We start from the raw sequence: 25,543 nt of genomic DNA, 5'->3' as shown, positions 1-25,543 counted from the left end.
TTCCGCTGTATTTCGCAAACCTAAATTTGTAAGAAGTGCTGATTTTTCTTTAAAAAGCAGACAAAAAGGGGCCTTTGTGAGAGGGATTACATGGTATACATGCGGGGAAAGGGATGCAAAGAAGGCCGCTCCTGATACAGGAGGGCTGGACTGCCGCTCTATTTTGTCATCGCGTGTTCTACTTTTATGCACCGGTCCATAATGACCGTATAGCCTTTATCTTTCAGCATATGAAAGGTCTCTTCATGTGCTACCCCCAGCTGGGACCAGAATACGGCTGCATCCGTTTGTAGGAAATCCTCCGCAACTTCCGGGAGGAATTCGGATCTTCTGAATACGTTGACAATATCAATAGGTCCCTCAATGCTTTTCAAATCCGGAACCGCCTTTACTCCAAGAGCCTCATCAATCGTAGGATTAACAGGGATAATCTCATAGCCCGCCTGCTGCATCGCCTGGCTGACCATATAGGACGTCCGGTTCGGATCAGATGAAAGCCCTACAACCGCTATCCGTTTGCTCTGTTTTAAAATGTCTCTGATTTCGTCTCTCGAGGGATTTTCGATCATAGCAGATCACTCCTTTTCTTTATTGTATAGAAAATTAAGGCGATTAAGCAAATTTCGGAGCTGAAGAAGATTTTATCAGGATGCTAGTTGAATGGGTCCTGTCATGATAAACTATAAATAAGATTGCTGGATATAAAGGAGTAAGGACGTTCATGATTATTGCGGCTATTATCATTATTGCTTATTTGCTTGGATCCATTCCATCAGGTTTAATTGTTGGAAAGGCTGGTTACGGAATTGATATCCGGGAACACGGAAGCGGAAATCTCGGAGGGACCAATTCATTTAGAACGCTTGGGGTAAAAGCGGGAATCATCGTTACATTATCAGATATTTTAAAAGGGACAGCGGCAGCCTCCGTCCCGCTGTGGTTTGGAAGTGACTTCCACCCGCTGCTTGCCGGAATATTTGCAGTTGTCGGCCACATGTATCCTGTGTTTGCGAGGTTTAAAGGCGGAAAAGCAGTTGCAACCTCGGGCGGAGTTCTTTTATTTTATGCCCCTCTTTTATTTATTACGATGCTTGCGTTCTTTTTCATCCTGCTGCTCGTGACGAAATATGTGTCCCTTTCTTCTATGCTGTCAGGTGTATATGCTGTCGTGTTTTCCCTTTTTCTCGGAAATGGCTGGCTGATTGCTGTTACGAGTTTAATGACGATCTTCGTCATTTACAGGCACCGCGCGAACATCGGCCGTATCCGGAATGGAACGGAGCCGAAGGTGCGGTTTGGGAAAAAAGCCGTTTAATGAAAACGAGGCTGTCCTTTCCGGGGCAGCTGTTTTCTTTTTTGGCAAAGTTCCGCTATGATACAGGATGAATCACCAATTTATTTAACGGGGGATGAAGCGATGAAAAAAATGCTGCCAATCAGTTTGATGACTCTTATGGCTGTCTGCCTGATCTCCTGTACGAATCGAGAAGAGAAAAATGCGGGTCATACAGAAGACCAGCCACTCCGCGAGTTCTCCCTTTCCTATAAATCATTTGAAGGAACGGCCCTTCTCTCTTCAGCGGGAGATTATCTGATTCACAGTCAGCTTTATGAGGATGCTGCCACCGGTCCTTCCACATATAATTTTGACCCGATGCTTGAGGAAGTCCGGCCCCTTTTCGAAAAAGCCGATCTTTCTTATATCAATCAGGAATCAATCCTTGGAGGCTCTTCTCTTAGGGTTTCTTCTTATCCTTCCTTCAATTCCCCTTATGAAGCAGGAGAAGCTCTCATCCATGCTGGAATTGATATCGTAAATATGGCGAATAACCATGCTCTTGACCGCGGAGAAAAAGGAATTGTAAACGCGATTCAATTTTATGAGAAAAAAGGCATCGTCTATGTAGGAGCCTATAAAAGCAACAGGGATTCTCTGACTCCGCGAGTGATAAATCGAAACGGCATCCGATTCGGTTTTCTCGGCTATACATATGGAACGAATGGAATTCCAGTCCCGAAAAGTAAGCGCTTTCTTGTTAATTTGATTGACTATCGAAAGATGGAAGAAGAAATTAAGGAAATCAAAAAAATAGCGGACTTTGCCATTGTCAGTGTCCATTGGGGAACGGAGTATCAGCGCTATCCGAACGAGGAGCAGAAACAGCTTGCCCATTTTCTTGCAGATGCAGGAGCCGATGTAGTCATCGGACATCATCCGCATGTTCTGCAGCCGATGGAGCGGATCCGCGGGGAGAACGGAAGGGAAACACTGGTCCTGTACTCGCTGGGGAACTTCCTTTCAGGACAGGAGGGAAACTATAAAGACATTGGGGGAATTGTGCAGATTCCATTTACGAAAACAGCTACAGGAACATCGGTTTCAGTTCGCGTCGGAACGCCATCCTTCACCCCCACCATCGTGACCCATACAGGGAAGAAGCATTACCGGGTACATTTATTGAAAAACGTGAACGAGAGCCTTGCCCGTACGACTAGCCGCCACGTCTTGTCTTCATTAAAAAGCAAAAAATGAGCCTCATAAAAGGGGCTCATTTTTTATGTAACAAGACCATTTTTAAAGGCGTAAATAACAGCCTGGGTCCGGTCATGAACTTCGAGTTTGCTTAATATGCTGCTGACATGTACTTTAACTGTTTTTAGAGCGATGAATAGTTCATCTGCCATTTCCTGATTGGACTTTCCCTGGGCCATCAGAAGAAGAATTTCCATTTCCCGCCCGGTCAGCTCATCATGGAGTGCTGATGGATTAGGATGCCTCATCCGCTGCATCATTTTCCCGGTGACTTCAGGCTCCAAAATAGACTGGCCTTTGTGGGTTTCGCGAATGGCTCTCGCGATTTCACTGGCTTTTGACGTTTTTAGCATATAGCTTGCTGCGCCTGCCTGGAGTGCGGGATATACTTTTTCATCATCAAGGAAACTGGTCACAATGATAATTTTCGCCTCCGGCCATTCCCCGATGATTTTCCGTGTGGCTTCTATTCCATCCATTTCTTTCATCACAAGGTCCATTAGAATGATGTCCGGCCTGATCTTTAAAGCCAGCTCATATGCTTCCTGTCCATCCTCTGCCTCACCGGCAATTTCAATGTCAGGCTGGGCATTTAAATAGGATGACACACCAATCCGGACCATCTCGTGATCATCTGCAAATAAGACCCTGATCATGTTGCTTCCCCCTCTCCTGTTTCCTGATCGAGCAGCGGAATCCTCACCTCAAGCTTAGTGCCTTTATTCGGAAGACTGATAATTTTGACCATCCCGCCAAGCTCTGCTGCCCGCTCTTTAATATTCTGCAAACCATATGATCCTGCTTTCATCTGTTCGACATTAAATCCCACACCATCATCGGTGATTCTTAAAATGGCCAGCTGCTCCCTCTTGATCAGCAGAACATCAAGCTGTTCGGCTTTGGCATGCCTGAGTGTGTTTGACACGGACTCCTGTAGGATTCTAAATAGATGATCTTCAATTCCTTTAGGAAGAATGAACGTTTCCAGCTTCCAGTTCACGGAAAGCGGCACTTTATGTACGAGCTCGGAGAGAAGTTCTTCGATTCCCTCTTTTAGTGTTTTTCCCTTAAGCGCAGCGGGGCGAAGGTGCAATAGCAAGGCTCTCATTTCAAGCTGCGACTGCTGAATCATTTGTTCAGTAAGCTTCAGCTGTTTTTTTGTCACTTCCGGACTGCTTTCCCCTTCATTAATGGCCGACATCAGCATGGAGGCAGCAAAAAGCTGCTGGCTCACCGAATCATGAAGCTCTCGGGCTAGCCGCTGCCTTTCAAGGGACACCATTGCCTGAACCTGCTTTTCATGATCCTCTGCTTTCTCGCTTGCGGATTTTTGAAAGATTTTAATTTGTTCGGTTTGCTGCTTATTCAGCCTGCTTAGGCGCTCGCGGATTTCCTGGAATTCGGGAGCCGTCTGTTTATCGAAGGAAGCATGCGCATGTTTTCCGCTTTCAAGCTGCTGAAGGAATCCATTTAATGTTTTCAGCTGCCTTTTTAAACCAAGTGCGGAAAAAAGACCGTAGCATGCACCTATACATAGGCAAAGCAGCATGGCAAATAAGATAAACGGCAAATCGCCTACTTCTCTCTCCCATAAATTGGACCAGTTGTCAGGGGGAAACGTCATAAACCATACACTGAATAAAGCCAGAAAAAGAACAAGAGAAAGGACTGCGCCTGATAAAATGGAGCGAACGAGAGTCCTCATTTCCGTTTCACCTCAAGGTCTCCAACAAGGAAGGAGGTGCAAATCTTCACTTTTTCCTTTGCAAGTTGAAATCCGCCCGTTTCAAGGAAAACCGTTTTATTCACCTTTCTCGACTCGTGTTCGTCCAGAAACGCAACAGCGCCTGCACCCACTGAATGCCTCAGAGAAACTTCCAGATCGTACGGAAGCAGGATTTGAACATTTCCGATGAAGCCCCGAATAAAGATCACCGCTTCCCCTTTCGGAAGGACCGTATTGGTTAAATCAATAATCGTATCTCCGACTCCTGTTTGGATCGCAATATCCTGCCACTCGTAAATTCCATCCGGTGTCTCCTGATTTCCGAAAAGAACATTTTGAAATCGCGGCCTTTCCTTTATAACAGGCTCATCGGAGTTCTTCTCCATTCCGGCTGGAAATTCCGGTTCAATTACCCTCGGTTTCTTCTGGCTCCTCAAATACTGGTAGATGACGTAGCCAAGCATAGCAAAAATCAGAAACTTAAAAGCGAACGTATTTAAAAGGGTAAAGGTGAACGATAAAATACCGGCCCAGAATAAAAACTTCCCTTTTGAACTTGGCATTTTTTTTCGGCCGTAATAAATGCAGCCGATTGTCAGCAGCAGAAAAAAAACAGATCCTCCATCATGAAACGTGAATTCCAGAATTAAAAGGGCGATCCCAATAAGAAGGACTAGGTTGATGGTTTCCGTTTTTAGTTGATTGAAAATGGCGATCGCCTCCTTATTGTCAAAAAGACGCAAGTACTGCGCCTTTTTAGGATACCACGTTTATTTAGGATGGAGAATTTGTTTTTTGTAAGTTTAATCCTTTTTCCAAAGCTTCTGTTTTGGCATCGATCGTGCTTCTGTAGTAATCGGTTTGAACTTGATATTCAAGGCGGTCTATATACTGTTCCATTTCTTCAAAGCGGCTGGACGAGTGGAAGGAATCTTCAGAGGGACGCAGGATCTTGTTCATTTTTGCATGAGCCCGCGCGATGTTCTCTCTCCCCATCAGTTCCATTCTTCTTACATGCATGTCCTTTAATTTATGGTTCATTTCTTCATATTTTTGTTCCAGCTGCTCCAGCTGTTTCGCTGTCTCCTCATAAGAGCGTGACAGATGCTGCTCCCGCTCTGAATATTGCGCCTGCTCACGTTTTGCAAACTCCATCAGCTCACGTTCTCCAGCCTGTTCGGCAACTTGAGCCTGATGCTTTCTCTTCGCAGCCATTTGGCCGGCAAGCTGCATTTCGCGGCGGAACTCATCTTTTAATTTCATTTGTCTTTCGACGAGCCCTCTGACCTTTTCCGTTTCTTTTTCGCACTCTCTCAAATAATGATTAAGCATCGCGATTGGATTTTTTTCTTCCTTTTGATTAAGAATCTCATGTAAGTCAGCTTTCAAGCTATCTGCCATTCTTGTCAATAAATTCGTCATATCCGTTTCCAGCCTTTCTTATTTGGATTTATTCATTTCAGCCCATTGATTTTCAAAATGTACGAAAGGATCGTTAGAACGGGTGTCCTGTTCGTTTTTTGTACTTTTCAGATGTTTCCAGATTTTAATGAGTACATAGAGAGCAGCAAGACCGAGGATCGCCGGCAAGTTCGATGCTGATGCACTCAGAGCAATCAATCCGACTACGGCCCACAGTACTTTTTTTCCGGTTGATTCGGTTTTCTTGATTCTTTTAAAAGCATAGTACATAATGGCTGCACTGATCGCAAGGCCAATGATGTGGCCTGTATTGATGAGAAGCACCACCCCGGCTAAAATAGCCGCTGAAATTAATCCCGCTTTTTTCATATGATCTTCCTCCTTTCATGTTTCTAGCTTACCTTTTCAGAAAATGTTTCATAATGAGCTAGGGCCATATTTTGCTGTAAGACTTGAGGCTTATAGAGATATAGGGTTGATTAAACCGCTTTTATCACGCTCTTTTTTTTATTATTATGATTATTTAGAACATAGTTTATTTAGCAATTTATAGGTGTCAACTCTATTATTTCTGGCTCTTGTTATATGGCTAAAAGAGCTGATTCCTGTCCTTCTGCTGAAAAAACCGGCGCAATTAGAAAAACCTTCTTCCGGCAGGAAGAAGGTTTTTCTTTAGCTGTTTTTAAGTTTTGTGTAGACTACAAGCCGTTCAAGATGGGTTTTTTTGCTTCTGTCAAACGTTCCGGTGCATGTAATCAGATTAAGCCTTGGTTCATTTGCGCCTCCGAAAATGGCTGGAATCGGTGCACGCTCATAAGGATATGATTCAGCCTTTTCCACTAAAAAGGTCCGCTTCTCCCCTTTTTCATCCAAGATGATTACTTCATCACCGGTTTTCAGTTTTTTTAAATTGAAAAATACGGCAGGCCCCGTTTTATTATCCACGTGCCCTGCGATCACTGCATTGCCTTGTTCTCCAGGGCGTGCCCCCTGCTTGTACCATGCTGTATGCTGATCATTCTTTGGAACATCCATGGTTCCATCATTTAGAAGACCTGCTTTTTCGACCTTTGTTTCAATTCCCAGTGCAGGAATGATTAAGGTTTCTGGTGTTAAGCCTTCCTCAGGCTTTCGAGCAGGTGCTTGAGAGCTTGAGGAAGCCTTCAAAGATTCAGTTTCAGCCGGTATGCTTTTGACCGGCTGAGCCACCATATCTTCTTTTTCCTGTGCTCCGCTGCATCCAGCCAGGAAGAGAAGAACCATGATGCTACTGAGCGCGTTTTTTCCTGCCATAAACAGCAAGAGCTCCTAAACCTGCGGCGGCGGCGGCAAGAACGGCCCATGGTGCAGCGTTTTCAGATGTTTCAGAAGTTCCGCCCATTCCGGTCTTCGGCATTCCGGCTGGCATCATTGGATCTGCAAGAACAATTGCGTCAAGCGCCGGGTCATTTTTAGCAAATCCGACTGCAAGAACCGTGTACGTCATGTTTTCTTTTAGTTCTGTTCCTGAAAGGTCAAGAACGGAATCCATCGTTCCTGCTGGTCTAACCTCAAGATCATAGCTTCCGGGATCCACTTCCTTATAATCTGTTACGCCTTTAAATTCTGCTCCAGGGAAAAGAACATCTCCGCCTTTCACAGCAACATCTACTGCAGGTGCATCAGGTGAGAAATGGCCAACACGGATCTTCGATTTGCCTTCCGCCACCATTGTGTCATCATTCAAAACTTTTAATTCTAAATTATCAAGTGTATTGATAGCGGCAGCTGTGTACATTTTACCCGCTTCTACAGACAGATTAGCTGAGATAACAGGTTTGCCTTCTTTTACAGTGCCTGCTGCATAAATTTCTACTTTGTGTTCTCCAGCAGGTACAGGCATAAAGTTCGTCGCATCCTTAAATTTTGCACCTTCCACCACTGTGTTTCCATCCACTGTAACATCAACTGCCGGTGCATCAGGAGAAGCATGTACAATCCGAACCATTGCATTTTCTGATTCTGCTGCCAATACAGATGTTCCCATTAGTGCGAATACCATGACAATAAACATCATCGCTAATTTCTTCAACTGGAATCTCTCCTTTTTTTGTTGTAATTCGGAACTATACGTCTGAACGGCCCTCCCTTCTATATTTTATAAACAAATCTTATACGATACTTATACATTTAGTCAAAAGCCAACATGCTTTGACAGCACATTCCGATTAATTCCAATTTATTTTTTGTGCGTTGATTATTTAGAACATGGTTTTTTTAGATAGATTTTACTGAATGAATCAGCAAAATGGTCCATTTAAACAGGATTTGGTTTAGCAGATTGATGAAAGAAACAGGTAGGAGTAGGCACGCTGCTCAAAATTAGCTTATAATAAAGAAATCTTATAAAAAGGAGTGCTGGCATGAAAATCAAAGTGAATGAAGAAGCAGCTAAATGGTACCAGGATGAACTGCGTTTACAGGCTGGAGACTCCGTCCGGTTCTTTGTCCGCTACGGCGGTTCAAGCACCATCCAGAAAGGCTTTAGTCTTGGAGTAACTAAAGAAGAAAAAGAAGATGCAGGTGCATCCGCAGAGCTTAGAGGAATTGACTTTTTCGTCAGCGAACGGGATTTGTGGTATTTCGACGGAAATGATTTGATTGTTGATTTTGATACTGAACATAACGAACCTGTTTTTGACTATGAAAAAGCCGCAGACTGATCTGCGGCTTTTTCATTCCAATTTAAATTTTTTGATGGTATCGTTCATTCCGTAATGTTTTAATACCTTTATTTGAACGCTCCCCATTAAATCAAAATGAGGATAGCCGCTTCTGCGGTCAATCCACTCTTCTTGCAGCCCAAATTGTTTTCCCCATTCCGCAAGCTTTTCTAAATCCCCGCACCCGGCCTTCGTCACTGAATGGGAGTTCGGAAACCGGTCATCATACCAAAAATGAGTCAAAAAAGCGATCTCTTTTCTTGATACAGCTTCCTTCCAGCTCTTCAGTTCCTTTTTATTGATTCCAAATGCCATTAGCTCTCACTTTTAAGAGCCTCTTTGTAGGCTTTATCCCATTCCGGAAAGAATTTTCTAATATGGATGGGTCTGAACGAATCTTTTTTCACGCATACATGCGATGAAGCGGCTTTTACAGCAAGTTCTCCATCCGGTGTGTACATTTCGTATCCGTAAACCACTTTTACTCCGCTGTATTCCAAAACCGATGTATGTATCACTGCCTTTTGTCCGTACTTCAAAGGCTTCTTATATTCAATGGTTAAATCGATAACCGGAGAAAGAACCCCTTCTTCTTCCATCGATGCATAGGAAAATCCTAAATCCTCGATAAGCTTTGTGCGGCCGATCTCCATCCAGACTAAATAATTGGCATGATAAACGATTCCCATTTGATCCGTTTCTGCATATCGTACTTCTACTTCGGTTTTTGATGTAAACATGTTTTCTCTCCTCACTGCTGCTGACTGATTGCCTTATTATTTTATCATGGCTGTTACTCTTGAACAAAAAAAGGCAATCGATGTGCATTTAGAACATTGTTTATTTAGTAAAAAAATGCTTTGACCGTATTATTTCCTTTGGATGTTCGTCTGTCGGGTCGGATTACACCTGTCTCTGCCAAGCGGAATCGGTCAACAAAAATAGGGAAACGCTCAGAACGCGTCTCCCTGTTTTGACTAAATGAGACCTTTCAGAAGGTCCCTTTCATTCAGTTTGTTTCATACCCATTTTCGCGAGCATGCGCTTCGTCCTGAATTTCCGCTCTCATCGCGGCAATCGAATCTTCTCTGCGCCTGTTCTTTTCTTCGATATCGCGGCGGTCTTTTTCATTTGCCATCGCCAGGGAATCATGTGCTTTCTCGATATTTTCAATGGTGTTCTGTACCATATCCTGCAGCTTTTCTACATTATCTGAACGGTCATCCGGATTGGATTTGTATCCCATTGTTTTCACCCTCCGTATTGTTATTCACCTTTGGTTTGAATTACCTGGGCATGCTGATGGGATTTATCCTGCATCTTTTTGCCCTTGTTTCCGCCGAATCCTCTGGATTTCGTGCCAATATGGTTCGGGGTGAAATGACTTTGTTTATCATTGGAATTGGTCATAAAAAAGCCTCCTTCCGGACTTATCTTTTCCGGCAGAAGGCATTTTCATGAATTTATTTTTCTGTAAAGCGCTGTTCAATCTTATCTTCAATTTTATCCAGAAAAGCGGTGTCTTTTAGCAATTCTTTTTTGTTTTCCATCACCAGTTCTTCGAATGACAGCTTTTTGATTTTCCTCAAAAGCCACACCTCCATATGTATTAGCGACAGTATAGCCAATAAATACGGAGCTCATACTAAAGGGTCAAGAATCTGCAAATTTTTCAAGTTCGGCCCGGCTTACCATGCTTCTTTTCACTTTTTGAATAACGCCCTTTTCGTCCAGAAAAAAAGTGGTTGGGTAGCTGAACACTTTATATTGGCTCAAGACGTCTGCTTCCGGATCCATCAGAACGGGAAATTTCATGTTTTGGTCTTGAACAAATTTTTTCACAGTCCGTTCGTTTGCTTCAGAGACGGTATAGTTAACAGCCAGAATCACCAAATCTTTTTGATTGGCCGCTGCCACTGTCTTCAAATCCGGAATTTCTTTTTTGCATGGCGGACACCATGTCGCCCAGAAATTTATAATTACCTTTTTCCCTTTCAAATCTGACAGCTTTGCCGTTCCGCCATCAATCAAAGGCAGGGTGAAATCAGGTGCTGTTTTTCCTTCTTCAATCCCCACTGGCGGCACTTTCGGCCATAAAATTTGCCAGATCATGACCGCAGCCAATGCTGCCAGGATGATTAGCGCTGCATTCCGTTTCATAATGGCTATTCTCCTCTTTATCCGGTTTCTCATTAATATGTATGCGTACATTTTACTTTAAAAACCAGAAAAAGGACAAGATGAACAGCAAAAAAGACAGCCATGGGCTGCCTTTTTTAAGATTAAGCTTTTAGTTTATCCCGAAGGACCATTGGCAGAATTCCGCCGTGACGGTAATAGTCGATTTCCACTTCACTGTCAAAACGAACCAATGCTTCAAATTCAATGGAGCTGCCGTTTTCATCAGTCGCGCGAACTTTTACATGGTCACGAGGTTTTACTGATTCTCCGATGGATACTTCAAATACTTCCTTGCCTGACAATCCAAGAGATTCAGCGCTGTCTCCATCTTTAAATTGGAGAGGAAGAACACCCATTAGGACAAGGTTGCTTCTGTGGATACGCTCATAGCTTTCTGCGATGACTGTTTTAATACCAAGAAGAGTTGTTCCTTTCGCTGCCCAGTCACGGGAGCTTCCCATTCCGTAATCCTTGCCTCCGATTACCATCAGTCCGGTTCCATCCTGCTTGTATTTCATACATGCATCATAAATGGATGTGACTTCGCCTGTCGGCCAGTAAGTTGTATAGCCGCCTTCTGTACCCGGAGCAATCTGGTTGCGGATCCGGATATTCGCAAACGTTCCGCGCATCATCACTTCATGGTTTCCGCGGCGGGAACCGTAGGAATTGAAGTCTCTTGGAGAAACGCCTTTTTCCTGTAGGTAGCGTCCAGCCGGAGTATCTTTGCCGATGGAACCTGCAGGTGAAATGTGGTCGGTTGTAACAGAGTCTCCGAACTTGCCCACTACTCTAAGTGCAGTTAGAGGCTTAACCGTTCCTGGTTCTTTAGACATTCCTTCGAAGAACGTCGGAGCCTGAATGTAGGTTGAATTTTCATCCCATACATACTGTGATTCATCCGTTGTTTCGATTTCATTCCAGCGTGCATTATCATCAAATACGCGGTCATATTCTTTACGGAATAGCTCCGGCGTCACGGTTCTTGATACCACTTCTTTGATTTCTTCAGAAGAAGGCCAAATATCCTGGAAGAACACATCGTTTCCATCTTTGTCTTTTCCTAAAGAATCGTTTTTCAGGTCAACGTTAACCGTACCTGCGAGTGCATAGGCCACTACGAGCGGCGGTGACGCCAAATAGTTTCCTTTCACTAGCGGATGGATCCGCCCTTCAAAGTTACGGTTACCGGAAAGAACAGATGTAATCAGAAGATCAGAATCAGCGACTGCTTTTTCAATTTCTTCGGCAAGCGGTCCTGAATTTCCGATGCAGGTTGTGCAGCCGTAGCCGACCGTGTTAAATCCAAGCTGCTCCAGATAAGGCATCAGACCGGAATTGTTCAGGTATCCTGTAACAACCTTTGATCCCGGTGCTAGAGAAGTTTTTACATACGCCGGCACCTGCAGTCCTTTTTCGACAGCTTTTTTCGCAACGAGACCCGCTCCAATTAATACATACGGATTGGACGTATTTGTACAGCTTGTAATAGCGGCAATCGCAATTGCGCCTGTTTTCATTAGAGTTTCTTCCCCTGTTGCAAGCTGGACTGTTACTTCTTTATCCAAGTCTTTTGCATCCAGTCCGAAGCCCTGGTTGCCGAAAGGAGCAGACAGCTGGGAATGGAACGTGTCTTTCATTTCAGATAGAGGAATCAAATCCTGCGGACGTTTCGGACCGGAAAGATTCGCTTCAATTCCCCCAAGATCAATTTCCACTACATCCGTGAAAATCGGATCTGCTTTATCAGGTGTATAGAAAAGATCATTTTCTTTGGAATACGTTTCAACCAAGTCAATTTGATCTTCGTCGCGGCCTGTCAAGCGAAGATAGTTAAGCGTTTCTCCGTCAACCGGGAAGAATCCGCAAGTTGCGCCGTATTCCGGTGCCATATTTGCAATCGTCGCACGGTCAGCAAGCGGAAGTTCCGGTACACCCGGTCCGTAGAATTCTACGAATTTCCCTACCACACCTTTTTGGCGAAGAACTTGTGTCACTTTAAGGGCCAAATCCGTTGCCGTTGTTCCTGAAGGCAATTTGCCGGTTAATTTGACACCAATTACTTCAGGCACTGGGAAATAAGATGGCTGGCCAAGCATCCCTGCTTCTGCCTCAATTCCGCCTACACCCCATCCAAGGACACCGATTCCGTTAATCATCGTTGTATGGGAATCCGTACCAACTAAGGAATCCGGATAAGCGACGGTTTCCGAATCTTTTTCTGCCGCGTGGACAACGTTTGCCAGATACTCAAGGTTTACCTGATGGACGATACCTGTTGCCGGCGGTACAGCGCGGTAATTATCAAATGCTTTTTTAGCCCAGCTCAAGAATTTGTAGCGCTCTGCATTCCGCTGGAATTCAAGCTCCATATTGAATTGAAGAGAATCGTCTGTTCCTGCTTTATCCACTTGAACAGAATGGTCAATGACCAGATCAACGGTAATTTCAGGGTTGATCTTATCCGGATCTCCGCCCATATCAGCCATCGCTTTGCGCAGAGAAGCCAAATCCACCACCGCAGGCACTCCGGTGAAATCCTGAAGAATGACACGGGAAGGCTTAAATGGTACATCAATATCCTTTTGTTCGCTTGTTCCCCATTTAGCAAGGTTTTCAACATGCTCTTTTTTAATCACATGTCCGTCTACTTGTCTTAAGACAGATTCAAGAAGAACTTTAATGGAATATGGCAATTTTGTAACTTGCCCGATCCCTGCGTCTTCAAGCGCTTTCAAAGAGTAGTAATGATAGGTTTTTCCTTTTAAGTCAAAGGTTTTGCGTGCTTGAAAAACGTCTTGATTATTCAACTGCTGCTGTTCCGTCATGTGTTACTCCCCCTTAAAGCTGGTATCGACTAAACGTGTCGAAAACGGTTACGCTGAACCGCCGCAAACTTCACAATTCAATCTTAATACAACTTTATACATAAGTAAATATCAATGATGTTATTGAAGATTATAAGGTTTTCTTATAGATGTCATTATTCTTTATTTTTTTAATATAAAAAAATCTTTTCGGTTATTTCCGATGGAATGATCCTTCTCTATTAGGGAGATATGAGACAAAATTGGAGGAATGGATTAACGGATGCCCATTTTCTAATTGATATCCACGGGCCTTAATTTAAACGTTCCGCAAAGAGGGTGTCCAGAACGATTCTTAGATGTCTTATGTGCAAAGTATTTAAGATTTATTTAGGCTGATTTCCAGTTAATCCAGGGGCGGGAGGCGAGCCTTCTCTCGCTTAACCGCCTGCGGGATCTGACCTGCCCCGCAGCAGTATCAGCATGACTTAAACTTCAAACGAAAACAGGGAAACGCTCAGAATGCGTTTCCCTGTTCAAGAGACTTTTTAAACAGCCCCTTATTGTTCCGGATTTATCTTCTCAACAATTCCGCTTATATCTTTTTGAAATTGCTCCAGCTGGCTCCGCTGGCGACCCGTTGCATTTTCCAAGGCATTTTGAATTTGTGATTGGGTTTCATTGATCTCTTCTTGTAAATGCTTCAGGTGTGAACCGTAATCAGCTCCTGAAGGATCCATGTTCTCAAAATGGCTTTTTGTTTCTGTATATTCCTGCTGTGCAGCCTGGAAAGACTGCTGCTTATTTTTATGGTATGGCATTGCCCTTCACTCCTTTAAATGCGATGACCATATCTTTTCCTCAGACTCCGATTGTATTCACGTATACTCTAGAGAGGAAGGTAAAAACTATTGCAAAGGAGGAGATTCTTTTGACAAACAAAAATACAGGCAAAGACATGCGAAAAAACGCACCAAAAGGAGATCAGCCCGGACAGCCGGAACCGCTCAGCGGATCAAAGAAAGTTAAGAACAGAAATCATTCCCGCCAAAAGCACAACAGCGGCCACGATATGTAAATTTCTCCCCTCTTTAAGAGCTTTTCCATTCACTTCTACTATGCTGCTGAATAAAAATAATGGAAAGGTATCTTTTGGAGGGTTTGATTCAAATGAATGATCCTAAGCAGTCGGGCTCTTCCGATTTTGAAGGGCTTGATCAGTGGCTCGCTCAGTTTTTAGATGATCCTTTTGCAGGCGGAAGTTCCCATTCGTTCCGCACTGATGTATATGAAACAAGCAGCCAGTACATTATCGAGGCAGATTTGTCAGATCTATTTCCGGCATGCATTAAAGTCATTAAAGGGGATCAGTGTCTGACAATCCAGACCTATTGCCGCAAAAAAATGGAAAAAGAGGCTTTGGTCTTTCTGCCGTTTTGTTTATCCAAAAGGGAAATGTCCGCTTCCTACGCAGATGGAATTCTGGAAGTTTTTATACGCAAGAATGAAGATCTCGAACATTTACACGGTAATCACCGCATAACCCTTAAGCCAAAGCAGAGATAACCCTCTCTGCTTTTTCCTTTATGGCCAATAGCTTATACCATTTCTTCAGCCTGTACATATGATGGGAAAAAGGAGAGATGGCAAATGGGTGTATGCATTAAAAGTGTTGTGATCAATGAAGTAAGTGGAGGAGTAGTCCACTTTGGAAATGCTGTAAATGTGGGGACCATATCCTCTTCTAAATCTGCGGAAGGCAGCGGGAGCGGATCAGAAGCCGGTACAACACAGCCGGGAGCGATGATGTCCAGTGGAATGCCGGGCACACAGAATATGATGAATTCCGCAGTTGATACTCAAAGAGCGAACCGTACAAATTAAAAAACACGTTCTATTCGTTCACACAGGTACAATACATGAATCCTGCTTTAAATTATTTTAGAGATCAAACAGAACCGAATGAGTTTAGGAGACATAAGGCTGAAAGGAAACAGATGGAAGAATAGCTAAGGTATCCAAAAAACATGCCCTTTCCCCCTGTCATTTCATGTATAATAAAAGAATAAATGGAAACAGTTGGGGTGAAAAGAATGCTTGACGGCTGGTTTCAATGGTTTATTGTATTTTGGGTTTTTTTCCTTATTTCCATGCTTTCAATCGGCGGTTACTTTATGTTCAGAAAGTTTTTAAAGCGTCTGCCTAAAGAGGATGGAAAATCAATATTAGACTGGCAGGATCACTATTTACAGAAATCCAGGCATCTTTGGAATCAGCAGCAAAAGGATCTTCTTGAAGAACTGATTTCTCCCGTTCCTGAGCTTTTCAGGGATGTGGCAAGGGAAAAAATCGCAGGAAAAATCGGGGAACTTGCTCTGGATGAACAAGCATCATCCATCACTCAGGATCACGTCATAAGAGGATATATTCTCGCCACTCCGAAGAGAGATCATAAATTTTTGATTAAGCGCCTGAAAGAAAAGCAGATTGATTACAACATGTATAAAGCGATGTTTTAAAAGGAAAAAGCTGCACCTTAATCAAAGGGTGCAGCTTTTTATGTGGCCTGTGTATTCGGAGGATTGATCTGGTTTTGAATCTTTTTATATGAGACGTACATGGCAATTCTCCATGGAACAATCATTCCGAAAGCAAGAAGCCAGAACATGCCGCTCAGAGCACCTACGTCGATGGATAGACTTAAAAAAGATTTAAGGCCGACACGAAGCGCAAGCAGGGCAATTAAAATAAAAGCGAACGCCTTGGACCGTTTCAAATAGATTTCATTGTCACGAATCTCAAATTTGCTTGTTTTAATGAGAAAGATGGAAAAAAACATGCCGGCAAGAATGGCTTCCCAAAATTCAGCTACGGTTACATGGAAAAAAGGAAAAACAAACATGAGAGCACCTGTACTCATAAAAATGGGCGGCAGGATAATTTTCTTTGCAGAAGCAGGTTTTTTGGAGGCTCTCATTCTCACAACTAAAACGATCGTCCCCATCACAACAGCTACTATGGTAGAAATGACTATTAAATCCATGATTCATCATCCCTCTTATCTTGATTCCTCTATTATAAACCATATTTGATAAAGTTAACATATGACAGGCTGTGCAAAATCATGACTTTTTCACATATGAAAAAACCATTCAGATACAATCTAAATGGTTCGTGTCTATGTTATCCGAGTACGCGCTCAGCAGCTTCAAGTACTCTGCTAGAGTCAAATGGTTTGACAATAAAGTCTTTCGCCCCGGCTTCAATGGCTTCCACCACCATTTTTTGCTGGCCCATCGCAGAACACATCATAATTTTTGCTGCAGGAAACTCTTCCAAAATTTCTTTTAAAGCTTCAATGCCATTTTTTTCCGGCATTGTAATATCCAGAGTTACAAGATCAGGAAGCAGTTCTTTATACAATCGAACGGCTTCTATTCCGTTTTCGGCTTCTCCTGCAATCGTATGGTTGGCACCTTCTAATATATTGGACAATGTGACCCTCATAAATTTGGCATCATCAACGATTAAAATCCTCGCCATGTTACCCCTCCCTATAGTGCTTCGCCTTTATCTATCCTTATTATAACAGAAAGAACAGGGAAAAGTAGTAAAAATGTCTCATTTTTTATTCTTTAATAGGTCTAAAATCCCGAAAATCCTGTCAATTCAGTAAAATAACGGATAATAACGGTCAAACCGTCAAAAAACAGCAGCATGCCCATCCCCACCATGATGACTCCACCAGTTTTCATAAAACTTCGGGTATAGCGTGTAATCCGCTGTATTTTTCCGATAAAAAAGGCCAGGACAAAAAAGGGAACAGAAAAACCGAGCACATAGCTGATCATATAGAGCATTCCTGAATCGGGATGGCTGCCAGCCAGTCCCATAACAGCAGTCAAAATCGGTCCGATACACGGGGACCATCCAGCTGCGAAACCAAGACCGATCAAGATCGATCCTGCGTAGCCGGCCGGGCGCTGCTTAAACTGAACTTTCCGTTCTTTCATCAGAAATTCAGGCTGCAGAATTCCCATTGTAACGAATCCAACAAAAACGATGAGAATGGCGCCTATTTGCCTGATCAGATCCTGATAGGAAATAAAAAAGTTCCCAATCAGAGATGTGCCAAAACCAAGCGCTATAAAAATGATGGAAAATCCCAGCAGGAAGAAGAATGTATGCAGCAAACTCTGCTTCTGATACATCGCTTGTTCCGATTTCAAATCCTGAACCGACATTCCGGTTATGTATGATAAAAAGGCCGGATATACCGGAAGACAGCAAGGAGATACAAATGAAAGAAATCCCGCTCCGAACGAAAGCATTGCATTGATATCTGCCATCCTCATCCTTCTCTCTTCTTATGTTCTATTATAAATGTATCATATCAGTCAAAAATAAGAACGAATATTTCATTTTATGTCATTCTTATGTCAATTTTTTTACACTTAATTGGATGCTATTTTAGGATACCTAAAAAAGCCTTATAATCAGGAAAGACAAATTCAATAGGACTACTTATGCTCTCCTTTATAGACAGCAGCTTACATAGAAAGGATACATCTCAGTGACTAAGAAGGATCTGCTTAAAGAAATTGAGAGGAAACGCCAGGAATTAAACGAAATTGTGTACAAAAACGGAATGACCTCTGCCGTAACCATCCAATCCAGCCAGGAACTCGATAAAATGCTTTATGAATATCAGCAGATTATCCTGCCTGGAAATTCTCAGCGGTATGCTTGCCAATAAATGAAGAAGATGACGCTGCGCTGTCATCTTTTTTGGTCTGATTTATTTTGGTGCTCCATCGAACTTGCTCATTCGTACTGAGTTTTAACGTCTTTCAAAGTCAATAATGTTGATCTTCAGGTTTTCGATGGACTCCGTAAAACCTCACAACACCTTTGCTTGTCACTTCCTTGGCGTGTACCCTTACTGTATTCATGTTGACCGTTATGTAATCTGCCTGCATCATTAATTGCACCACTTCATAATCGACTGACTCCTGAAAAACCTGCTCACCTTCTATGACCATTTCAATCACGAGTTTTGACATGCCATCCCCTCCCTTTCGAATGTAACATTCGTCAAAGAGCAGCATATTCCTTCTGATTTCAGCTCCTATATTGTAATTTAAATCCTCTTAACAGTCAGAACCATTTAAATGTATAGCGCTAATGCACGAGAAAGAAATGGCATGAGTAAATAACAGAAGCCAACTAAAAAACCGCTTTCCTTGCCCATCGGACAGGAAAAGCGGTTTTTACTGAAAAGCCAAGAATAAGACAGTATAAAGCCTGATTCAGATGAAAGATTCACCCTGAAGCATAAATTTATGAAAGATATGTTCAAGTGTGACTATCGTTAAAGCAATGCTCCAGGCAGGTTCAGATTATTTAATCTGCTGGCTGTTCATTGCTTTCATCATTTGATTGATTTTTTTCTGGGATGGTTTCATTCCCATTTGCATCATCATCATACGGAGCATTTGCTCATTGATTGGCGGGTTCTTTTTCAAATAGCTCATCATATATCTGCGAGCAATAAAGAAGCCCAGCGCAACGCCGCCCAAAAGAGCAACTATAATCAGTGTTATGCCTAGCCATAAAGCCATGGTAGTTCCTCCTTCAAGTTCTCTCGTTTACAGTCTACTAAACCCTTCGATATTATACAATAACTCCTGCATAATTTCTGCTTTTTTAGACAAATTTTCTTTCTGAAATTGGATTTAGCCACCCAAATCTTTGGGATTGAAAGTCCATTGCGAGAAAACACGGGTCTAATTTCCGCAGAATTTCAAAAAAGATGGTCTCCGCTTCAAAGCTTCCCTGCGCATCTATTTCGATATAGCGTTCTTTTATCATTAAAGTGGCCTGTCCTATTTCACCGCTTAATACAATCCTGTGTAAGTGACCTACCTGCCTGTATCCTTTTCGTAAGGATAAGTACCCTGTAAGCAGCTCATGGATTTGCCTGGAAGGAATATCTCTCGAAATATACTGGACCTGACGTTCAAGAACATTATAAGAACCATCATAAACGCTTGTCCATTGATAATGGCGGATCAAGTCAAAGATTTTTGCTTCTTTTCCGAAATAATGGCTGGCAAATTCCTCTTCAATTAAGTAAACATAATAATGTCTCAAACGTGAACCCCTCCTGCCGCTGCATCTATATGTCCCTATTATATAGGGAACCGCATGAGGAAGAGTGTCTTAATGCGGAGAGAGGAACCACTAATTGTGTCGAAAAACAGGCAAGGAGAGCCTGAATGTGCAGGCTCTCCTTTTTAAAACATTTTATTTGTTTAATAATGCCTTCACACGGGCCACGACATTTTCAGGGGTGAATCCGAACTCTTTCATAATCGTTTCACCTGGTGCAGAGGCACCGAAACGGTTAATGGCAAGAATCTCTCCTTCATCGCCTGTATAGCGTTCCCAACCAAGCGGGGAAGCAACTTCAATCGCCAGACGTTTCTTGACATTTTTCGGAAGGACGGAGCGCTTGTAATCTTCTGTTTGCTCTTCAAACCGTTTCCATGAAGGCATACTTACAACGGAAGCATCAATTCCCTCGTCAAGAAGCGCTTTTTGAGAAGCAACTGCAAGGCCGACTTCAGAACCTGTAGCAAGCAAGATCGCATCTGCTTCTTCTTTTTGGGAAGGAGATACGACGTATGCTCCTCTTTCAACACCCGTATCCGCCAATTTGGCTGAGTGTTCCAACGTCGGAAGATCTTGTCTGGATAGAACAAGCGCTGTCGGATTGGATGTGGAAGTGACGGCTAACTTCCATGCTGCTGCTGTTTCATTCCCATCTGCCGGGCGAATGATGTCAAGGTTTGGCATCGCACGCAGTGAGGCAAGCTGCTCAATCGGTTCATGCGTTGGTCCGTCTTCACCGACCGCAATACTGTCATGTGTAAACACAAACGTTACTGGCAGGTTCATTAGTGAGGCAAGACGGATAGCCGGACGAAGGTAATCAGAGAATACAAAGAACGTTCCTCCGAATACTCTTAAGCCGCCGTGAAGAGCCATTCCGTTTAAAGCGGCTCCCATTGCGAATTCTCTGACCCCGAACCAAATGTTGCGGCCGCTGTAATTTTCAGCTGTAAAATCTTCCACATTTTTAATGGTCGTTTTGTTTGAACCTGCAAGGTCGGCAGATCCGCCGAACAAGTAAGGAACATTTTTAGCAATCGCATTCAGCACTTCTCCCGAGGAGGCTCTGGATGCAAGGCCTTTGCCGGCTTCATAAACAGGAACGTCCTTGTCCCAGCCTTCTGGAAGCTCACCCTGGATAGCACTTGTCAGTTCAGCTGCAAGCTCAGGATACGCTTTTGTATATTCCTCGAACAATGCATTCCACTCTTGTTCTGCTTTTTTACCCGAATCTTTAATGGTCTTCTCAAAGTGTTCATACACTTCATCCGGAACATGGAAATCCTGTTCAAATGTCCATTTGTAAGCGTCTTTAGTGAGCTTCGTTTCCTCTGCTCCGAGCGGTGCGCCATGAACTCCGGATGTGCCGGCGCGGTTTGGTGAACCGAAGCCGATTGTAGTCTTCACCTCAATCAATGTCGGCTGATCTTCGTTTTTCTTTGCCGCTTCAATGGCACGGCCGATTTCTTCTGTATCATTCCCGTCTTCTACACGGATAACCTGCCAGTTCATTGCTTCAAACCGCTGCTGCACGTTTTCGCTGAATGAACGGTCCAGATCGCCATCAAGTGAAATGTCATTTGAATCATAAAGGACGATTAGACGGCCAAGCTTTAAATGTCCAGCATAAGAAGATGCCTCAGATGAGATTCCTTCCATCAAATCACCGTCTCCGCAAATAGCGAACGTATGGTGATCCACGACATTAAATGAATCTTTATTATATGTATGGGCAAGATGACGTTCTGCCATAGCCATTCCGACTGCCATTGCAATCCCCTGTCCGAGCGGTCCGGTTGTTGCATCTACACCAGGTGTATGTCCAAACTCGGGATGTCCAGGAGTTTTACTGTTCCATTGACGGAAAGACTTTAGATCTTCCATTGTCACATCGTATCCCGCAAGATGCAGCATGCTGTATAAAAGCATTGAGCCATGTCCAGCAGATAGAACAAAGCGGTCCCGGTTGAACCAGTTTGGATTTTCAGGATTTTGTTTCATATAATCTGTCCATAATTTGTACGCCATCGGAGCCGAGCCCATAGGCATACCCGGGTGTCCGGAATTCGCTTTTTCAATTGCATCAATAGACAATGTCCGTATCGTAGCAATGGACAAAGAATCAATAGTAGATAATGTCATGATAGACCATCCTTTCGAGTAAACAATTTACCTTCTTATCATATCCGTACAGCCCAAATAGTACAACTAATAGGCCTGTTAAATTAAGCAGGCCTATCCTCGATTCTTAGTGTAATCTTTTATTTTTTTCATCTTTTAATTTCTGGGGTGTTACGTCATTTCCTTCAGGATCAACGACTGTTACACTTTTTAATGTGTTTTTCATTGAGCTTCTGAACGTCCGCAAATATTCTTCCCTGAGTTTTTTCTGTTCTTTCTGCTCCTCGCCAGTCAATCCTTCTGATTTAGACTTTTTGGAAAGAAAATTAATTCTAGCTATTTTATCGTTTGAAAGCATGTGCATTCTCCTTTATTCCCGCTGCGCCAATGGTGAAAATTGCAGGATATCGTATCAAACTATAGTGCAATGGTACAAAAAAGCTATTAAAAAGGCAACCGAACAGATTACCTGGTCTGTTCGGCTGCCTCTTGTTCTTCCTGATAATCCTGATACCTTCTATGCACGGTCGCTTTTGAAACCGAATATCCGAATCCTCTTAATGTAGCGGCAATTTCAGCGAAAGTCAGTTTATTCCTCCTAAGGCGTACGATTTCCTCTATTGGAACCTCTATTTTGTCCTTTCTTCCACCGGAATGTATGTCAGTAAGATTATTCCGAGGATCGTATCCTTTCTCGATAGCCCGCTTCATCCCCCGCCGGATCTTCATATTATGTATTTTCCGCTGGTACTCCTCCACGATGCTGACGATTTCGAGCACCATCGTATCTGCTTCTGATAATTGAAGCTCTCCTTGCTGGGCAATGGAAAATACTTTTGCCCCTTCTTTATATATACAGTGCAGAACCGCCATTCTGGCACTTCCTCTTCCAAGTCTCGTTTCATCTTGGATGAGAATCGCATCTGCTTCTTTATTTTTTATTAGGTCGAGAAGATCAAGGATGCCTTCCCTCTCAATTTCGTATCCGCTTGCCTGTTCGGTTATGGTCCGGACAAGCTCCATGCCATGCGATGCGGCAAGTGCAGTCAGCTCCTCTTTTTGCCTGTGCAGCGATGTTTCCTGTTCTTCTTTAGATGTACTCACTCTGCAATAGATTGCTGCTTTCAAACAAACACCTACTCTTCTGATGCTATAATACGGGAATCAAGATCGTATAGCTGATCTTTTTTTATCGGAATGACAATCCGGTCCCCCGGTTTAATGACAATGGAGGATAAATGATTTTCTTTGTCGACCCATTCAACGAATTCCATCTGCGACAGGCCATGCTTATCTTCGAGAGCCTCAGCGATATCCCACAAAGTATCTCCTTCACGGATTTCTATTTTAGCATATTTGTCCAGTGCTTTGTCTGTACCTGCCCCGGCTGCCGCAAAAACAATTCCTGCTACAAGAATAAAAAATGATGCTATGAGTGCAAATGTGCTCTTTGACATATTAACCCCTCCAGAATGTTTGTTCGCTTTTTCTGATTTTATTATAAGGCGAACAAACATTCCTGGTCAAGCGTTTTTCGAACTTATGTTTGTATATATAGGTAAATCATGCTATAATCACTATAAATTACTTACTTTGAGGTGCTAGCGATGAGCAAATTATCGAAAAGGCAACAGGACATTCTTGAATTCATTAAACAGGAAGTAAAAAGCAAAGGCTACCCTCCTTCCGTCCGGGAAATCGGCCTTGCCGTAGGCCTCGCTTCAAGCTCTACCGTGCATGGGCATCTTGCAAGACTTGAAAACAAAGGTTTAATAAGAAGAGACCCGACAAAGCCTAGGGCGATTGAAATTCTTAACGAAGACCAGGGAGCCGGCATTCCAAAAACGGGTGTGATCAACGTTCCAATCATCGGGAAGGTAACAGCCGGTGTTCCGATTACCGCCGTAGAAAATATTGAAGAATATTTTCCTCTTCCGGAACGGATCGCTTCTCCTGATGAGCATGTCTTTATGCTTGAAATTGTCGGAAACAGTATGATAGAAGCAGGTATTCTGGATGGTGACCTCGTTGCCGTGAGACAGCAGCAGTCTGCCAACAATGGAGATATTGTCGTAGCGATGACGGAAGATGATGAAGCGACTGTAAAACGCTTCTTTAAGGAAAAGGATTATATCCGTCTTCAGCCTGAAAATTCTTCAATGGAACCTATTTTGTTAAGAAATGTATCCATTTTGGGAAAAGTGATTGGTGTTTACCGCACGGTTCATTAAGAAGCTTGTTCTTCGGGACAGGCTTTTTTTTCGGGAAAAAATGATAAAATAAATCTTTATCCCCTATCCTATTGCATAGGGTCATTTTGCCTTTACTTTTATTCACCAGGAGGAAGGTTGCCATGTCCGGCCAATCCAAGGAGCTTATACTGGATGAATCATCCAGTCAATTTATCTTTCCGTTTTCCCTTAAACCTGCAGGCATAAAGAAAATGGAGGGTACGCTAAAATCATCCGGCTACGAATTTTTCAGGCTCGAAGCAAAGGAGTTGGAAGGTGCTTTTTACGGCCCGGGGCAAACCGTGTCACATGATCAGATGGATCAGTACTTTTTGCCGTTTATTGAAAACCTTCTGTTTACGGAAGAACCAGCACAGGAATCCCTAAGCCGCTTTTCCAAAAGCCTCCATTCAAAAATACGCCTTCTGTTCGGTGATGAGAAGCGTTCATTTGAAGTGGAAATTCTGTCTGCCGATCTCTTTATCTGCCCGTTTCAAATTGGGATGATATCGGTCAGGACCCGCTTGGCTGATACAAATCTTAAGCTTTCGGATGTTCTTCATTTCCAAAACCAGTTTCGGGTCCTTGAACCGAAAATAGTAAAGAAAAAACAGCTTCAGGTTCTTTCAAAAGACGGAACCTATGACAGTATTCAGGATTATATATTTAAGGAGGTTGCTCCCTGCATCGTTCCTTATATTCAAACAGGGGCAAATAAAACCTCTTACTTCGGGAGCCTCCCTTATTTTGTAGATGAAAGAATGTACGTTGTGAGTACACTCGTGTCTGCTGAAGAGTATGTTTCAAATCAGCATTTGTTTCGCTCCGGTCAGGTTAACGGCTACGATCCCGAAGGCATGCCGTTTATCTCTGCCTACGATCCCGAATACATTGATGAATACGCAAAGGAGCACAGTTACAGACGCTGGGCTCCCCAGACCCAGTATATTGTGAGCGATCATGCTTTTACTTGCCTTACACAGCGGGGGACTCATGTTCCTTTGATTAAATCTGAGATGTTCGGCCAGCATTACTACAACTTGCTCCTTCACTTTTTTTATAAAATGGTTCTGTTAAAACTGTCCTACCAATACTCCCTTCTTTATAGAAGAAACAAAACCGGAGAAATTGAACAGCTCATTCAGACCATAACGGAGTTTTCAGGAAAATATCACTTTAAGGAAATCAGCAGCAGGACGGAAGGCCAGGAACTTGCTGTATTAATGAATAAAGTGTTTCATATCTCCACATTGTATGATGAAGTCAAGAAGACACTGGACAGCTTATTCCGGAACCAAGAAAAAATTTCAGCGAAACGGAATAATTATCTGCTGTTTATCTTAACCACCTATACAGTGATCTCCGGGATATACGGTATGAATCTCGTGATAGAAGACTGGAAAGGGAAAATTGACTGGACGATCATGGCCCGTTACTCGGTTTTCGAGTATATTGCCTTCTGTGTCGCCATCAGCGGAATCCTGATGGGCATCGGGCTTGGTGCCGGGGCTATATTCAGTTTGAGCCGGAACCTTATTATACGGAAGAAAAAAAGATGACCCCTTATATGAGCGGGTCATCTTTTTTCTGTTACACTTTGCTGCTGTATGCAGTCAGAAGGCGCTTTGCTTTCCTTGGGCGAGCAG

At 43.1% G+C, this 25,543-nt stretch carries 36 protein-coding genes; 10 read left to right on the top strand and 26 right to left on the bottom strand.

What is annotated here, in order from left to right:
• Positions 1–158: 158 nt before the first annotated feature.
• Positions 159–569, bottom strand: coding sequence for a CoA-binding protein (locus CEF21_RS12335; RefSeq protein ID WP_123916770.1), 411 nt, complete (start codon positions 567–569; stop codon positions 159–161).
• A 152-nt stretch (positions 570–721) separates the two neighbouring features.
• Here CEF21_RS12335 and plsY point away from each other — a divergent pair, with 152 nt between their 5' ends.
• Both plsY and CEF21_RS12325 read left to right on the top strand, forming a co-directional pair.
• A complete protein-coding gene (gene plsY / locus CEF21_RS12330) occupies positions 722–1,315 on the top strand; it encodes a glycerol-3-phosphate 1-O-acyltransferase PlsY (protein ID WP_123916768.1) in 594 nt (197 codons plus the stop codon).
• 102 nt (positions 1,316–1,417) lie between these two features.
• Positions 1,418–2,533, top strand: coding sequence for a CapA family protein (locus CEF21_RS12325; protein WP_164462173.1), 1,116 nt, complete (start codon positions 1,418–1,420; stop codon positions 2,531–2,533).
• 23 nt (positions 2,534–2,556) lie between these two features.
• Here the strand turns inward: CEF21_RS12325 and CEF21_RS12320 are convergent, their stop codons facing one another.
• The 7 genes from CEF21_RS12320 to CEF21_RS12290 all read right to left on the bottom strand — a co-directional run bounded on the left by CEF21_RS12320 (position 2,557) and on the right by CEF21_RS12290 (position 7,752).
• Positions 2,557–3,189: a response regulator transcription factor gene (locus tag CEF21_RS12320; protein WP_123916764.1), complete on the bottom strand. Its 633-nt coding sequence runs from the start codon at positions 3,187–3,189 to the stop codon at positions 2,557–2,559.
• Positions 3,186–4,238 carry a sensor histidine kinase gene (locus tag CEF21_RS12315; RefSeq protein ID WP_123916762.1) on the bottom strand — a complete coding sequence of 351 codons (1,053 nt, stop codon included), beginning with the start codon at positions 4,236–4,238 and terminating at the stop codon, positions 3,186–3,188. Before CEF21_RS12315 ends, CEF21_RS12320 begins: the two co-directional genes overlap by 4 nt.
• Positions 4,235–5,002 (bottom strand): cell wall-active antibiotics response protein LiaF, encoded by a 768-nt coding sequence (liaF, locus tag CEF21_RS12310; RefSeq protein WP_241156667.1) that lies wholly within the window; start codon positions 5,000–5,002, stop codon positions 4,235–4,237. Before liaF ends, CEF21_RS12315 begins: the two co-directional genes overlap by 4 nt.
• 31 nt (positions 5,003–5,033) lie before the next feature.
• Positions 5,034–5,681 (bottom strand): PspA/IM30 family protein, encoded by a 648-nt coding sequence (locus CEF21_RS12305; protein WP_123916760.1) that lies wholly within the window; start codon positions 5,679–5,681, stop codon positions 5,034–5,036.
• Positions 5,682–5,699: 18 nt separating this feature from the next.
• Complete coding sequence (locus CEF21_RS12300) at positions 5,700–6,050, bottom strand: lmo0954 family membrane protein (RefSeq protein WP_123916758.1); 351 nt, start codon at positions 6,048–6,050, stop codon at positions 5,700–5,702.
• A gap of 303 nt (positions 6,051–6,353) precedes the next feature.
• Entirely contained in the window at positions 6,354–6,974 is a 621-nt protein-coding gene (locus tag CEF21_RS12295; protein WP_123916756.1) for a class F sortase, read from the bottom strand.
• Positions 6,949–7,752 carry a DUF4397 domain-containing protein gene (locus CEF21_RS12290; protein ID WP_241156666.1) on the bottom strand — a complete coding sequence of 268 codons (804 nt, stop codon included), beginning with the start codon at positions 7,750–7,752 and terminating at the stop codon, positions 6,949–6,951. The genes CEF21_RS12295 and CEF21_RS12290 overlap by 26 nt, the downstream gene beginning before the upstream one ends.
• 331 nt (positions 7,753–8,083) lie before the next feature.
• Between CEF21_RS12290 and CEF21_RS12285 the strand changes: the two genes are divergently transcribed.
• Positions 8,084–8,383 carry a HesB/YadR/YfhF family protein gene (locus tag CEF21_RS12285; protein WP_123916754.1) on the top strand — a complete coding sequence of 100 codons (300 nt, stop codon included), beginning with the start codon at positions 8,084–8,086 and terminating at the stop codon, positions 8,381–8,383.
• Positions 8,384–8,395: 12 nt separating this feature from the next.
• Here CEF21_RS12285 and CEF21_RS12280 read toward each other — a convergent pair whose 3' ends face one another.
• The 8 genes from CEF21_RS12280 to CEF21_RS12245 all read right to left on the bottom strand — a co-directional run bounded on the left by CEF21_RS12280 (position 8,396) and on the right by CEF21_RS12245 (position 14,192).
• The gene (locus CEF21_RS12280) at positions 8,396–8,698 is read right to left on the bottom strand and encodes a hypothetical protein (protein WP_123916752.1); all 303 of its coding nucleotides are present in this window, start codon (positions 8,696–8,698) and stop codon (positions 8,396–8,398) included.
• The gene (locus CEF21_RS12275; RefSeq protein ID WP_123916750.1) at positions 8,698–9,123 is read right to left on the bottom strand and encodes an acyl-CoA thioesterase; all 426 of its coding nucleotides are present in this window, start codon (positions 9,121–9,123) and stop codon (positions 8,698–8,700) included. Before CEF21_RS12275 ends, CEF21_RS12280 begins: the two co-directional genes overlap by 1 nt.
• 269 nt (positions 9,124–9,392) lie before the next feature.
• Positions 9,393–9,629: a small acid-soluble spore protein Tlp gene (tlp, locus tag CEF21_RS12270; RefSeq protein WP_123916748.1), complete on the bottom strand. Its 237-nt coding sequence runs from the start codon at positions 9,627–9,629 to the stop codon at positions 9,393–9,395.
• Positions 9,630–9,649: 20 nt separating this feature from the next.
• Positions 9,650–9,793 carry an acid-soluble spore protein N gene (locus tag CEF21_RS12265; RefSeq protein WP_123916746.1) on the bottom strand — a complete coding sequence of 48 codons (144 nt, stop codon included), beginning with the start codon at positions 9,791–9,793 and terminating at the stop codon, positions 9,650–9,652.
• 53 nt (positions 9,794–9,846) lie between these two features.
• Complete coding sequence (locus tag CEF21_RS12260; RefSeq protein WP_346773353.1) at positions 9,847–9,972, bottom strand: FbpB family small basic protein; 126 nt, start codon at positions 9,970–9,972, stop codon at positions 9,847–9,849.
• A gap of 64 nt (positions 9,973–10,036) precedes the next feature.
• The gene (locus CEF21_RS12255; RefSeq protein WP_164462172.1) at positions 10,037–10,543 is read right to left on the bottom strand and encodes a TlpA family protein disulfide reductase; all 507 of its coding nucleotides are present in this window, start codon (positions 10,541–10,543) and stop codon (positions 10,037–10,039) included.
• A 122-nt stretch (positions 10,544–10,665) separates the two neighbouring features.
• Positions 10,666–13,392, bottom strand: coding sequence for an aconitate hydratase AcnA (gene acnA / locus CEF21_RS12250; RefSeq protein WP_123916742.1), 2,727 nt, complete (start codon positions 13,390–13,392; stop codon positions 10,666–10,668).
• A 539-nt stretch (positions 13,393–13,931) separates the two neighbouring features.
• On the bottom strand, positions 13,932–14,192 hold the full coding sequence (locus tag CEF21_RS12245) for a hypothetical protein (protein ID WP_123916740.1): 261 nt from the start codon (positions 14,190–14,192) through the stop codon (positions 13,932–13,934).
• Positions 14,193–14,302: 110 nt separating this feature from the next.
• Between CEF21_RS12245 and CEF21_RS12240 the strand changes: the two genes are divergently transcribed.
• The 4 genes from CEF21_RS12240 to CEF21_RS12225 all read left to right on the top strand — a co-directional run bounded on the left by CEF21_RS12240 (position 14,303) and on the right by CEF21_RS12225 (position 15,890).
• On the top strand, positions 14,303–14,449 hold the full coding sequence (locus tag CEF21_RS12240) for a small acid-soluble spore protein P (RefSeq protein ID WP_066099099.1): 147 nt from the start codon (positions 14,303–14,305) through the stop codon (positions 14,447–14,449).
• Positions 14,450–14,541: 92 nt separating this feature from the next.
• A complete protein-coding gene (locus CEF21_RS12235) occupies positions 14,542–14,937 on the top strand; it encodes an Hsp20/alpha crystallin family protein (RefSeq protein WP_123916738.1) in 396 nt (131 codons plus the stop codon).
• An 84-nt stretch (positions 14,938–15,021) separates the two neighbouring features.
• Complete coding sequence (locus CEF21_RS12230; protein ID WP_123916736.1) at positions 15,022–15,255, top strand: hypothetical protein; 234 nt, start codon at positions 15,022–15,024, stop codon at positions 15,253–15,255.
• A 209-nt stretch (positions 15,256–15,464) separates the two neighbouring features.
• Complete coding sequence (locus CEF21_RS12225) at positions 15,465–15,890, top strand: DUF2621 domain-containing protein (RefSeq protein WP_123916734.1); 426 nt, start codon at positions 15,465–15,467, stop codon at positions 15,888–15,890.
• 38 nt (positions 15,891–15,928) lie between these two features.
• On the opposite strand, the gene CEF21_RS12220 is transcribed toward CEF21_RS12225, so the two are convergent.
• The 3 genes from CEF21_RS12220 to CEF21_RS12210 all read right to left on the bottom strand — a co-directional run bounded on the left by CEF21_RS12220 (position 15,929) and on the right by CEF21_RS12210 (position 17,720).
• Positions 15,929–16,414 carry a CcdC family protein gene (locus CEF21_RS12220; RefSeq protein ID WP_123916732.1) on the bottom strand — a complete coding sequence of 162 codons (486 nt, stop codon included), beginning with the start codon at positions 16,412–16,414 and terminating at the stop codon, positions 15,929–15,931.
• A gap of 140 nt (positions 16,415–16,554) precedes the next feature.
• Positions 16,555–16,914 carry a response regulator gene (locus CEF21_RS12215; protein WP_123916730.1) on the bottom strand — a complete coding sequence of 120 codons (360 nt, stop codon included), beginning with the start codon at positions 16,912–16,914 and terminating at the stop codon, positions 16,555–16,557.
• 101 nt (positions 16,915–17,015) lie between these two features.
• Positions 17,016–17,720 (bottom strand): cytochrome c biogenesis CcdA family protein, encoded by a 705-nt coding sequence (locus CEF21_RS12210; protein ID WP_123916728.1) that lies wholly within the window; start codon positions 17,718–17,720, stop codon positions 17,016–17,018.
• Positions 17,721–17,944: 224 nt separating this feature from the next.
• On the opposite strand from CEF21_RS12210, the gene CEF21_RS12205 reads away from it, so the two are divergent.
• Positions 17,945–18,127: an aspartyl-phosphate phosphatase Spo0E family protein gene (locus CEF21_RS12205; RefSeq protein WP_123916726.1), complete on the top strand. Its 183-nt coding sequence runs from the start codon at positions 17,945–17,947 to the stop codon at positions 18,125–18,127.
• Between the two features lie 100 nt (positions 18,128–18,227).
• On the opposite strand, the gene CEF21_RS12200 is transcribed toward CEF21_RS12205, so the two are convergent.
• The 7 genes from CEF21_RS12200 to yneA form a co-directional block, all read right to left on the bottom strand.
• Entirely contained in the window at positions 18,228–18,434 is a 207-nt protein-coding gene (locus CEF21_RS12200; RefSeq protein WP_123916724.1) for a hypothetical protein, read from the bottom strand.
• Between the two features lie 336 nt (positions 18,435–18,770).
• The gene (locus CEF21_RS12195) at positions 18,771–18,992 is read right to left on the bottom strand and encodes a YneF family protein (protein ID WP_035411641.1); all 222 of its coding nucleotides are present in this window, start codon (positions 18,990–18,992) and stop codon (positions 18,771–18,773) included.
• An 85-nt stretch (positions 18,993–19,077) separates the two neighbouring features.
• Positions 19,078–19,524, bottom strand: a complete 447-nt coding sequence (gene sirA, locus CEF21_RS12190; RefSeq protein ID WP_123916722.1) for a sporulation inhibitor of replication protein SirA — start codon at positions 19,522–19,524, stop codon at positions 19,078–19,080.
• Between the two features lie 153 nt (positions 19,525–19,677).
• Positions 19,678–21,687, bottom strand: coding sequence for a transketolase (gene tkt, locus CEF21_RS12185; RefSeq protein ID WP_123916720.1), 2,010 nt, complete (start codon positions 21,685–21,687; stop codon positions 19,678–19,680).
• 106 nt (positions 21,688–21,793) lie between these two features.
• On the bottom strand, positions 21,794–22,024 hold the full coding sequence (locus CEF21_RS12180) for a DUF896 domain-containing protein (protein WP_123916718.1): 231 nt from the start codon (positions 22,022–22,024) through the stop codon (positions 21,794–21,796).
• Positions 22,025–22,131: 107 nt separating this feature from the next.
• Positions 22,132–22,794: a YneB family resolvase-like protein gene (locus CEF21_RS12175; protein ID WP_123916716.1), complete on the bottom strand. Its 663-nt coding sequence runs from the start codon at positions 22,792–22,794 to the stop codon at positions 22,132–22,134.
• An 8-nt stretch (positions 22,795–22,802) separates the two neighbouring features.
• Positions 22,803–23,123 (bottom strand): cell division suppressor protein YneA, encoded by a 321-nt coding sequence (gene yneA / locus CEF21_RS12170; RefSeq protein WP_164462171.1) that lies wholly within the window; start codon positions 23,121–23,123, stop codon positions 22,803–22,805.
• Between the two features lie 150 nt (positions 23,124–23,273).
• On the opposite strand from yneA, the gene lexA reads away from it, so the two are divergent.
• A complete protein-coding gene (gene lexA / locus CEF21_RS12165) occupies positions 23,274–23,897 on the top strand; it encodes a transcriptional repressor LexA (RefSeq protein WP_123916712.1) in 624 nt (207 codons plus the stop codon).
• A 122-nt stretch (positions 23,898–24,019) separates the two neighbouring features.
• Positions 24,020–25,456, top strand: coding sequence for a magnesium transporter CorA family protein (locus CEF21_RS12160; protein ID WP_123916710.1), 1,437 nt, complete (start codon positions 24,020–24,022; stop codon positions 25,454–25,456).
• The last annotated feature ends 87 nt before the right edge of the window (positions 25,457–25,543 follow it).

This window comes from Bacillus sp. FJAT-42376 (assembly GCF_003816055.1).
Classification (GTDB): domain Bacteria; phylum Bacillota; class Bacilli; order Bacillales; family Bacillaceae; genus Metabacillus_B.
Note: the sequence above shows the minus strand (reverse complement) of the source record. Positions and strands in the feature narration are given on the sequence as shown.

Bases quoted from the DNA above. Each gene is read 5' to 3' on its own strand.
- CEF21_RS12335 (WP_123916770.1), bottom strand. From the start codon at position 569: ATGATCGAAAATCCCTCGAGAGACGAAATCAGAGACATTTTAAAACAG.
- plsY (WP_123916768.1), top strand. From the start codon at position 722: ATGATTATTGCGGCTATTATCATTATTGCTTATTTGCTTGGATCCATT.
- CEF21_RS12325 (WP_164462173.1), top strand. From the start codon at position 1,418: ATGAAAAAAATGCTGCCAATCAGTTTGATGACTCTTATGGCTGTCTGC.
- CEF21_RS12320 (WP_123916764.1), bottom strand. From the start codon at position 3,189: ATGATCAGGGTCTTATTTGCAGATGATCACGAGATGGTCCGGATTGGT.
- CEF21_RS12315 (WP_123916762.1), bottom strand. From the start codon at position 4,238: ATGAGGACTCTCGTTCGCTCCATTTTATCAGGCGCAGTCCTTTCTCTT.
- CEF21_RS12305 (WP_123916760.1), bottom strand. From the start codon at position 5,681: ATGACGAATTTATTGACAAGAATGGCAGATAGCTTGAAAGCTGACTTA.
- CEF21_RS12300 (WP_123916758.1), bottom strand. From the start codon at position 6,050: ATGAAAAAAGCGGGATTAATTTCAGCGGCTATTTTAGCCGGGGTGGTG.
- CEF21_RS12295 (WP_123916756.1), bottom strand. From the start codon at position 6,974: ATGGCAGGAAAAAACGCGCTCAGTAGCATCATGGTTCTTCTCTTCCTG.
- CEF21_RS12285 (WP_123916754.1), top strand. From the start codon at position 8,084: ATGAAAATCAAAGTGAATGAAGAAGCAGCTAAATGGTACCAGGATGAA.
- CEF21_RS12280 (WP_123916752.1), bottom strand. From the start codon at position 8,698: ATGGCATTTGGAATCAATAAAAAGGAACTGAAGAGCTGGAAGGAAGCT.
- CEF21_RS12275 (WP_123916750.1), bottom strand. From the start codon at position 9,123: ATGTTTACATCAAAAACCGAAGTAGAAGTACGATATGCAGAAACGGAT.
- tlp (WP_123916748.1), bottom strand. From the start codon at position 9,629: ATGGGATACAAATCCAATCCGGATGACCGTTCAGATAATGTAGAAAAG.
- CEF21_RS12265 (WP_123916746.1), bottom strand. From the start codon at position 9,793: ATGACCAATTCCAATGATAAACAAAGTCATTTCACCCCGAACCATATT.
- CEF21_RS12255 (WP_164462172.1), bottom strand. From the start codon at position 10,543: ATGAAACGGAATGCAGCGCTAATCATCCTGGCAGCATTGGCTGCGGTC.
- acnA (WP_123916742.1), bottom strand. From the start codon at position 13,392: ATGACGGAACAGCAGCAGTTGAATAATCAAGACGTTTTTCAAGCACGC.
- CEF21_RS12245 (WP_123916740.1), bottom strand. From the start codon at position 14,192: ATGCCATACCATAAAAATAAGCAGCAGTCTTTCCAGGCTGCACAGCAG.
- CEF21_RS12235 (WP_123916738.1), top strand. From the start codon at position 14,542: ATGAATGATCCTAAGCAGTCGGGCTCTTCCGATTTTGAAGGGCTTGAT.
- CEF21_RS12230 (WP_123916736.1), top strand. From the start codon at position 15,022: ATGGGTGTATGCATTAAAAGTGTTGTGATCAATGAAGTAAGTGGAGGA.
- CEF21_RS12225 (WP_123916734.1), top strand. From the start codon at position 15,465: ATGCTTGACGGCTGGTTTCAATGGTTTATTGTATTTTGGGTTTTTTTC.
- CEF21_RS12220 (WP_123916732.1), bottom strand. From the start codon at position 16,414: ATGGATTTAATAGTCATTTCTACCATAGTAGCTGTTGTGATGGGGACG.
- CEF21_RS12215 (WP_123916730.1), bottom strand. From the start codon at position 16,914: ATGGCGAGGATTTTAATCGTTGATGATGCCAAATTTATGAGGGTCACA.
- CEF21_RS12210 (WP_123916728.1), bottom strand. From the start codon at position 17,720: ATGGCAGATATCAATGCAATGCTTTCGTTCGGAGCGGGATTTCTTTCA.
- CEF21_RS12200 (WP_123916724.1), bottom strand. From the start codon at position 18,434: ATGTCAAAACTCGTGATTGAAATGGTCATAGAAGGTGAGCAGGTTTTT.
- CEF21_RS12195 (WP_035411641.1), bottom strand. From the start codon at position 18,992: ATGGCTTTATGGCTAGGCATAACACTGATTATAGTTGCTCTTTTGGGC.
- tkt (WP_123916720.1), bottom strand. From the start codon at position 21,687: ATGACATTATCTACTATTGATTCTTTGTCCATTGCTACGATACGGACA.
- CEF21_RS12180 (WP_123916718.1), bottom strand. From the start codon at position 22,024: ATGCTTTCAAACGATAAAATAGCTAGAATTAATTTTCTTTCCAAAAAG.
- yneA (WP_164462171.1), bottom strand. From the start codon at position 23,123: ATGTCAAAGAGCACATTTGCACTCATAGCATCATTTTTTATTCTTGTA.
- lexA (WP_123916712.1), top strand. From the start codon at position 23,274: ATGAGCAAATTATCGAAAAGGCAACAGGACATTCTTGAATTCATTAAA.
- CEF21_RS12160 (WP_123916710.1), top strand. From the start codon at position 24,020: ATGTCCGGCCAATCCAAGGAGCTTATACTGGATGAATCATCCAGTCAA.